Raw genomic sequence first — 8,192 nt, forward strand, 5'->3', positions numbered from 1 at the left:
CCTGTTGTTTCAGGTCGCGGCGGTGTTCAAGCATTGGGCGAGGCATCCGCACGCCGAGATTATCGAACCGAATGTGGAAGGAACACGTCGCGTTTTGCAGGCGGCGGCGAAGGCGGGGGTCAAGCGCGTGGTGTATGTCAGTTCCGTTGCGGCCATCGGTCAGAACGGGCAGGCGCTCGATGAAGAGCACTGGAATGACGAGGACGAGAATGCCTATTACGCGTCCAAAATCCTGTCGGAGCAAATGGCCTGGCGTACGGCTCAGGCCCTGAACCTTTGGATGGTCTCGGTGTTGCCCTCGGCGATGATCGGTCCCAACGCGGCCAAGCTGACTGACACCATGAAGTTTGTCGATTCGGTCTGGCGGCGGCAAATGCCTCTGGACCCAGGCTTTCATTTCAATTTTGTCGACGTGCGAGATGTCGCCCTGGGGATGATCCTCGCGGCAGAAAAAGGCCGGTCAGGGCAGCGCTACATTCTGGCGAATGAACGGTCCTCTTCACTGGCCCAGATCATTGATGCCGCGAACGTGGTTTCACCGGGCTATCGCCCACCACCGCCGGCACCCAAATGGCTGTTGGTCGCGGTGGCGTGCATACAGGAACGTTGGGCCGGGTTGACCGGTCGGCCAGCCCAACTGTTGCTCAGTCAGGTGAGGATGTTCCACGGCGTCAAGCAGGAATACGCCATCACCAAGGCCAGGACCGAATTGGGCTTCCGTCCGCGGGCGCCGGAAGTCGCTCTGCAATCGACTTTTATCTATCTCGGCCAGCGCTCGACGCATCGCTATGAGGCGTTATCACTGCGCCCGGTTCAAAAAGGGAATTGATCTCGATTTTGAGTTCGCCGAGGTGATCAGCCAAGGCCAGCAAGTCGGCTATTTTCCCGAATATCTGTTGGCGCTTGAGGTCGATCGCCTCGTTGGCCAGTTCCACGGGAAAGGCTTTCAATGTGTTCTTTGCAGCGATGAGAGGCACCATCTCGGCGAGCTTGAAACCGGCGATCTGCGCCCGGCGGATGAGGCGCACGAGCGTGAGGTGATGTGAGGTGTAGACGCGATATCGACCCTGGCGATCCGGTTCCGGGATCAACCCCATCTGTTCGTAAAGTCGAATGGCTTTCGGGGTGCAACCGGTGAGCCCGGCGAGTCTTCCAATGAACATCAGCAATCCTTCTCGCCATGCGAGTCGCTATCGAAAATCCGGGCGTCATCCTATCGCAGCCCGAATTGCTTGCAAGCCGTTGCCTGTGAAGAGCTGATACCTGAGCCCGCTGATCATCATTGCCAATAGCAACTCAAGAGGGATGCGCGATCTCTAGCCAATCTTCAAACCGGGTCGCTCCGACAATGGGGCTATCGCCTGGCGTGAGGGACTTGTCATTGATCGGGGCGCCGAAGTAAGGAACCGTGTCATCCGAAACGGCTTCGCGCGGGTCCTTGGTGTGTTTCAGGTACTCACTCACGAACTCGACAATGGGTCGGCGATCCGGCCCGGCCACTTCCACGGTCTGATTGATCGGCGCTTTTTGAGCGATAGCCGTCAGTGCTGCCGCGACATCGACCGAGGCTACCGGTTGCAACGCGGCGGACGTTAAATGGATGGTGTTGCCGTCCTCGCGACCCGAGTAAGCAATGGCACCAATGAACTCGAAGAACTGCGTGGCCCGCAGGATGGTGAAGGGAACACCCGAGGCCTTGATGAGTTTTTCCTGTGCCATTTTGGCCCGGAAATAACCACTATCGAGCATACGTTCGGTGCCGACGACTGACAGGGCGACATGGTGTCGGGTGCCGGCAACTTTCTCGGCAGCGAACAGGTTATGCCCGGCGGTCTCAAAGAAATGCAACGCCGCGTGATCCTCGAATGAGGGGGAGTTGGCCACGTCGACCACCACGTCGGCGCCCTCGAGCGCGTCCGCCAGGCCTTCGCCGGTGATGACGTTGATGCCGGTACTCGGTGACGCAGATATGACTTCATGCCCCAGATCCTGGAGGTTCTTGCAGACTTTGCTGCCGATCAACCCGCTTCCTCCGATGATGACGAATTTCATGGCCGGTCTCCCGATGCGGTGAGTTGGGACAGTCATTAAACACCCGGGCAGCGGCCGTATCGGGCGGCCATTGGCGTGGGCCGACAGGTGGTCGGAAGTCTGAGCGGCAGGTGGAATTAACGGCGTTTGTTTGCTTTAGTCCACCTATCGCTGGCTCATGTGTGCGGCGGCGCAGCTCAAGACGGGACCCGACCGGAGAATCCCATGAAACATCGATTCCCGACCTGCGCCGTGCTGGTGGCCGCCCTTGCATTCGGCGCGTTGCCTTGCGCCCAGGCGGTCGAATACACGCAGGTCAATGAGACCGCCAGCACGATTTCCTTCACGTTTAAACAGTTCTCCTCGCGGGTATACGGCACGTTCCGCAAGTTCGAGGCCACGCTTGATTTCGACACGGCGAACCCGTCGGCAGGCCGGGCCGCGCTCACCATCCAGCTCGACAGCATCGATGCCGGAAGCAGCGACGCCAACAGCGAACTGCAAAAACCAGCCTGGTTCAACACGGCAACGTATCCAGTGGCGACGTTTGAATCGACCGGCGTGAAGGTACTGGGCGACAACCGTTACTCGATCACCGGCAAACTCACGCTCAGGGGGATCACGCGTGAAGTGGAGGTACCGGTCCTCTTGAAGACCGAGAACGCCATCGGGATTTTCGATGGCCAGTTAACGCTCAAGCGCAGCGACTTCAAAGTCGGTGAAGGTGAATGGGCCGGTGGTGTTGTCTCTGACAAGATCAATATCCGGTTTCGGATGGTTGCGCCGCAGCAGTAACGTGCTGCGGCGCACGCTGCCCCGGCACGTTATGATAGGCACGCCTGCGAACACACTCTTCACGTCCGTCCCAGAGTCAGAGCCACGAATGCCCCAGATCACCCATTTCAAAACCCCGTGCCCCGAGCACATCAATAGCCAGATCCTGCAAATGGTGGTCGATTACCTGACCGACATCAGCATGGTCGCTATCGCGCCGAGCAATCTGTTGTACAACGTGTACCAGTACGCGATCGGCTATGAGGTTCACCTCTATCTGGAGGCGTTGAACGGGGCGAAAGGGATTGCGGTGGAGTTGCTCGTCGCGACCGACGAAGACGACCCCGAGAAGGTCGTCGGCTTCTTGCTGTACCTGCCGGTCAAGGACGATCCCGATGCATGCGGTGTTGCGTATATGGCGGTGAGTGCCAGCCATCGACGCCAAGGTATTGCGCGGCGGATGCTGGGGGAAATGGTCGGCCGTTACCCGCATGCCGAACTGACGTGCGCGGTGGCCAAGGTGCCGTATTTTGAGGCAATGGGGTTTCGGGTGGTGGGAGTGCGCGCTACTCAAGTACTGATGAACACCCGCGATCACGGCAGTGATGGCTTGATGGCCGTGCTGGACGTGGCGTCGATCTACAGCTCGCTCGAGGTGCGACAGATTCATACGTACCTGCTGCAAAAACACGGCAAGCGGGCCATGCTCGATGCGGAAAAACAGCGTGACCGGCATCTGGACCAGATGACGCGCAAGGCGAATGAGTTTGTCCGGGAGCGGCTGGAGGAACTTGGTTAACTGTGGGAGCGAGCTTGCTCGCGATGGCGGTGTAGCAGTCGACATAAATGCTGAATGACACACCGCCATCGTCGGAACGCCGCCCGGAGCAAGCTCGCTCCCACATTGGACTTGTGTTGGTTGTTGGATCGAATCCGATCAGACGCGCAAAGCCCGGCCAAATGCCGGGCTTTTTCTTGTCTGGAATTCGTGCAGATAAAAAAAGAGCCTCAAAGCTCTTTGATGGGGAGGAAGTAGAGCCCTCGAGGCTCAAGATGCGCATGAAACAAGTGGTGAGCTTGGTAGGGGTTCATTTCACTCACCACTTACGCAACGGCTTGAGCAAACAAGCGGCTGCGTAGAATCATCGTAGAAAGTTGGGGGTTGGCGCTCAAGTACCGCTAGTCGAATCCATCTGTCCGGCGTCAGTTTTTGCGATTTTTCCAACGTCGCCACGGGCACTTCTTTCGACCATGGCGATGATGGTTTCGTACAGTTCGTCCTGTGCCTGCACGGCGCTGATTTCTCCATTCGCGGCGGCGTGTGACAAGGCTTCCGCCGCACCGAGCATCGCCCGCAATCCCGCTGGCTTGATCTCACCAGAGCCAGCGAAAGGGGCGAGGGCGGTTCGGCACTTGTTCAGGAAAATCGCTTCGTACTCACGCTTGATCTTCTCCAGTTCCGGGGAGCTGGCCAGTGCCGCGATGACGCCGGGGATTTCGTTGCCCTGAAGCAGCACGCAGTCGACGTATGACGAGGCGATCCCCTTGGCGGTGCCGGGTAAAGTCGGTTCGCTGTCCTGAAGCGCAGCATCCATCAGCGCAGTCTGTCGGGCGTCGAAGTCCTGGTAGAGCGCCGCCAGCAACCCGGGGCGCGTCGTGAAGTGATCGTACACCACCGGTTTGGTGATCCCGGCTTGCTCGGCGAGGCGCCCCAATGTCAGCGCGTCTGTGCCTTCTTCCCGAACGAGTTGCCAGGCGACGTCCAGCAACTGGCGTTGGCGGTCCTCCCGGGACATTCGTCGTCGCGGTTGCGGCGTGGAATCTTGCGCGTCTGTTTCGGTGGTTGACATGGCTATGTACCAAAAGTAACTTACTGATCTTAACTTACCAAGAGTATATAAGGTCCGCCTTATACTCTCAATCAGGAGTTTCCAGCATGCACGCGCTTATCGTTGTGGCTCATCACGATCCTCGTTCGCTTACCCATAGCCTGGTTGCGCAAGTCGCTCAGGGCATCGCCCTGGACGATCCCGGTCATACCTTTGAAATCGCTGACCTCTCGGCCGAAGGGTTCGATCCGAGGTTCAGCGTCGCTGATCTGGCGGTGCATCACCGGGAAGCGCCGCCCCCTGCTGATGTGGTTGCCGAGCAAGCGCGGATAGACCGCGCCGATGCGGTGGTGCTGGTTTATCCGGTCTACTGGTGGTCGATGCCGGCGCTGCTCAAGGGCTGGATTGATCGGGTGTTCGCCAACGGCTGGGCGTTCGATTTCACTGCCGATGCCAAGCTGGAGAAGAAGCTTGGCCATCTGCGGGTTCACCTGATAGGTGTGGGCGGTGCCGACGCTGCCACCTACGCCCGGCACGGTTATGCCGAGGCCATGAAGACGCAGATTGACCATGGGATTTTTGATTATTGCGGTGCACGGGTGGTGACGTCCGAGCTGCTGCTTGAATCGGAAATTCAGGATCCGACGGTGCACCTGGACGCCGCGAAAAGCCTCGGTCGCGAGCTCTTTACGGCATCCAGACACCTCAATTTTGTCAGCCCTGCTCTCCCGGCCAACCCGCCCGACGCATGGCGTTGAGCAGCGTCCCGGCGTCCAGTCCCGGCACCGCATGGCCATTGCCTTCGGCGGTGTCGGAGGCCAACAAGGCATTGATGATCGCTTCCTCCACCGCCTCGGTGGCGGCCAGGAACAACTCGCTGATGTGGTCGTTGTTGACCATGCTCAGGTTGTCGGTGGTCGGCGCACGTTTGCTCTCGTAAGCGGCGGGCGGCACGTGCTGGTTGCCGGTGGCGAAAGCGATGAAAATGTCACCGCTGTGATCTTCATTACCGCCGCCGGTGCGAGCAAGACCGAGGCTGGCGCGCTGCGCGAGGCGCGTGCACTGGTGCGGCAGCAACGGTGCATCGGTGGCCAGGCAGACGACGATCGAGCCCATGCCCGGATGCGGCAAGGACGCTTTGAGGAACGGCGAGTCGGCCTTTTCCATATATCGCCCGCCCGGGTAGCCATCGACGCGCAATTCGTTGCGGATGCCATGGTTGGCCTGGACGATGGCGCCGACGGTCCAGCCGCCCTCAGCACTGCTCAGACGTCGCGAAGCGGTGCCGATTCCGCCCTTGAATTCGTGGCAGATCATGCCGCTGCCGCCGCCGACGGCGCCTTCGGTCACTGGCCCGCCCACCGCCATGCGCAGGGCTTCGGCCACATGTTCGACCTTCACATGGAAACCGTTGATGTCGTTGAGCAGACCGTCGAAGGTCTCCAGCACCACTGGCATGTTCCAGTAGAGTCGCCCGTCATCGGGTTGCTCCTGACGATCCAGCGTCACCAGCGCATCACGCACTACGCCCAGGCTGTGGGTGTTGGTGAAGGCGATCGGGCTGGTCAACAGTCCTGCCTCGCGAATCCACTCAAGACCCGTGGCATCACCGTTGCCGTTGAGCACATGGACGCCGGCAAAGCACGGTTGCAGGCTGGTAGAACCGGCACGCGGCTCGATCACGGTGACGCCGGTCAGGATGTCGTGGCCGTTCGCGGTGCGTCCTCGCACATTGCTATGGCCGACCCGTACGCCGGGCACATCGGTGATGGCGTTGAGCGGGCCGGGTTGCAGTTGGCCGAACTGGATGTTCAGGTCGCGGGCACGTGGTTTCATCGTTTCTCTCATCCTTCAATTCATTCAAAAAAATTATTGGCTAACGCAATCCCTGTAGCAGCTGCCGAGCTTGCGAGGCTGCGTTCGGCTGCGCAGCAGTCGTGAATCCGGTTAACGCGATTCCCCTGAAGCACCGCGTAATTAGACTTTGCGACTGCTGCGCAGCCGAACGCAGCCTCGCAAGCTCGACAGCTGCTACAGATCCCATCGGGTTTATTGACCGTTTTTCACTTTGCTCCAGATCCGCGTCCGCACGCGCTCGGTGGCGGGCGGCAGAGGCTGAAGGGTGAATAACGTGGCCATGGCTTCGGCCGACGGATACACGGCAGGATTGTTGCGGGTGGCTTCGGCCACCAGTGGCGTCGCGCTGCGGTTGCCGTTGGGGTAGGAGAGGTGATCGCTGACCGGCGCGATGACGTCGGGGCGCATCAGGTAGTCGATGAACGCCAGCCCCTGATCCGGATGCGGTGCGTCCTTGAGCAACACCAGGGTGTCGAACCACACCGGCGCGCCTTCTTTCAGCAGGCTGTAGGCGATCTTCACGCCGTTGTTCGCCTGCTCGGCATTGGTCTTGGCTTCCAGCATCGCGCCGGACCAACCCACCGCCACGCAAATGTTGCCGTTGGCCAGGTCGCTGATGAACTTGGACGAGTTGAAGTAGGCGATGTGCGGACGCAGCTTGAGCAGCAGTGCCTCGGCCTTCTTGTAGTCCTCGGGGTTGGTGCTGTTAGTTGGCAGACCAAGGTAGTGCAGGGCGACCGGCAGCATCTCGGCCGGCGAGTCGAGCATGGCCAAGCCGCACTCGCCGAGCTTGGCCAGGTTCGCTTCATTGAACACCAGATCCCAGGAATCCACCGGCGCCTTGTCGCCCAGCGCGGCGCGGACCTTGTCGATGTTGTAGCCGATGCCGTTGGTGCCCCACAGATAGGGCACGGCGTACTGGTTGCCCGGATCGTTGTTGGCCAGTTTCGCCAACAAATCGGCATCCATGTTTTTGAAGTCAGGCATCTGAGCGTGGGGCAGAGGTGCAAGGGCACCGGCCTTGATCAGGGTCGGCAAGCTGAAGTTGCTGGCCACCACCACGTCGTATCCGCTGCGGCTGGTGAGCAGTTTGCCTTCCAGCACTTCCAAGATTGAAATGCGAGCGGTGACGACTGATGATGCGGCACTCCTGGCCTGCTGCAGGCCGGTGATGATCAGGTGCTTGCAGCGTATCGGCAGGGAGTGGACTCACCCATTCCCATCATGGGTTACTCGAAAGGGGTAGGGCGTGGACGCGTTGTTGAAAGAGTTACCGGTGCACCAAGGGCTGGCGCGGGTATTTGGTGCCTTGGGGCAGGACGGGTTCTGGCGAGCGCTGGTCGACACGCTGCGGTTGCTGGTGCCGATGGACAACGCGTTGGTCGCGGTGATGCGGGCCGGGCGGGTGCCGCGCCTGCTTGATGCCGCTTCAAGGACCGGCCGCCGAAGCGGTGGCCGGGGATCTGGCGACCCTGCTGGATCGCTTCGACGCGCGTCTGTCAGTGCGGGAAATCGAAACGGCGCGCCTGATTCTTCAGGGCATCTCAAGCAAGGCCATCGCCCAGCAGATGGGCATTTCCCCGGAGACGGTGAAGGTGCACCGGCGCAATCTCTATCACAAGCTCAATGTGAATGGGCATGGTGAGCTGTTTGCGTTGGTGTTGCAGCCGCGCTGAGATCAACATCAAAAGATCGCAGGCT

Annotated in this window: 8 protein-coding genes and 2 pseudogenes; 5 read left to right on the plus strand and 5 right to left on the minus strand. The window is 60.1% G+C overall.

Annotated features, from left to right (window positions below; all coding sequences use genetic code 11):
* The coding region (locus tag WLY71_RS28290) for an NAD-dependent epimerase/dehydratase family protein (RefSeq protein ID WP_347806187.1) at positions 1–829 on the plus strand (829 nt) is incomplete at its 5' end.
* On the opposite strand, the gene WLY71_RS28295 is transcribed toward WLY71_RS28290, so the two are convergent.
* Both WLY71_RS28295 and WLY71_RS28300 read right to left on the minus strand, forming a co-directional pair.
* Positions 756–1,163, minus strand: a complete 408-nt coding sequence (locus tag WLY71_RS28295) for a MerR family transcriptional regulator (RefSeq protein WP_347806194.1) — start codon at positions 1,161–1,163, stop codon at positions 756–758. The genes WLY71_RS28290 and WLY71_RS28295 overlap by 74 nt on opposite strands.
* Before the next feature lie 133 nt (positions 1,164–1,296).
* On the minus strand, positions 1,297–2,052 hold the full coding sequence (locus WLY71_RS28300) for an SDR family oxidoreductase (RefSeq protein ID WP_347806188.1): 756 nt from the start codon (positions 2,050–2,052) through the stop codon (positions 1,297–1,299).
* 204 nt (positions 2,053–2,256) lie between these two features.
* Between WLY71_RS28300 and WLY71_RS28305 the strand changes: the two genes are divergently transcribed.
* Both WLY71_RS28305 and WLY71_RS28310 read left to right on the plus strand, forming a co-directional pair.
* Positions 2,257–2,826: a YceI family protein gene (locus WLY71_RS28305; RefSeq protein ID WP_347806189.1), complete on the plus strand. Its 570-nt coding sequence runs from the start codon at positions 2,257–2,259 to the stop codon at positions 2,824–2,826.
* An 88-nt stretch (positions 2,827–2,914) separates the two neighbouring features.
* Positions 2,915–3,604, plus strand: coding sequence for a GNAT family N-acetyltransferase (locus tag WLY71_RS28310; protein ID WP_347806190.1), 690 nt, complete (start codon positions 2,915–2,917; stop codon positions 3,602–3,604).
* Between the two features lie 370 nt (positions 3,605–3,974).
* On the opposite strand, the gene WLY71_RS28315 is transcribed toward WLY71_RS28310, so the two are convergent.
* The gene (locus tag WLY71_RS28315; protein WP_347806191.1) at positions 3,975–4,655 is read right to left on the minus strand and encodes a TetR/AcrR family transcriptional regulator; all 681 of its coding nucleotides are present in this window, start codon (positions 4,653–4,655) and stop codon (positions 3,975–3,977) included.
* Positions 4,656–4,741: 86 nt separating this feature from the next.
* On the opposite strand from WLY71_RS28315, the gene WLY71_RS28320 reads away from it, so the two are divergent.
* Positions 4,742–5,392 (plus strand): NAD(P)H-dependent oxidoreductase, encoded by a 651-nt coding sequence (locus WLY71_RS28320; protein WP_347806192.1) that lies wholly within the window; start codon positions 4,742–4,744, stop codon positions 5,390–5,392.
* Here the strand turns inward: WLY71_RS28320 and WLY71_RS28325 are convergent.
* A complete protein-coding gene (locus tag WLY71_RS28325; RefSeq protein ID WP_347806193.1) occupies positions 5,349–6,470 on the minus strand; it encodes a DmpA family aminopeptidase in 1,122 nt (373 codons plus the stop codon). The two genes, WLY71_RS28320 and WLY71_RS28325, sit on opposite strands and share 44 nt — an antisense overlap.
* Before the next feature lie 213 nt (positions 6,471–6,683).
* Positions 6,684–7,598 (minus strand): annotated as a pseudogene (locus WLY71_RS28330) (extracellular solute-binding protein); the annotation flags it as partial.
* Positions 7,599–7,740: 142 nt separating this feature from the next.
* On the opposite strand from WLY71_RS28330, the pseudogene WLY71_RS28335 reads away from it, so the two are divergent.
* Positions 7,741–8,167, plus strand: a pseudogene (locus WLY71_RS28335) (helix-turn-helix transcriptional regulator).
* Positions 8,168–8,192 lie beyond the last annotated feature (25 nt).

It is taken from the genome of Pseudomonas rossensis, assembly GCF_039888995.1.
Taxonomy (GTDB): Bacteria; Pseudomonadota; Gammaproteobacteria; order Pseudomonadales; family Pseudomonadaceae; genus Aquipseudomonas; species Aquipseudomonas rossensis.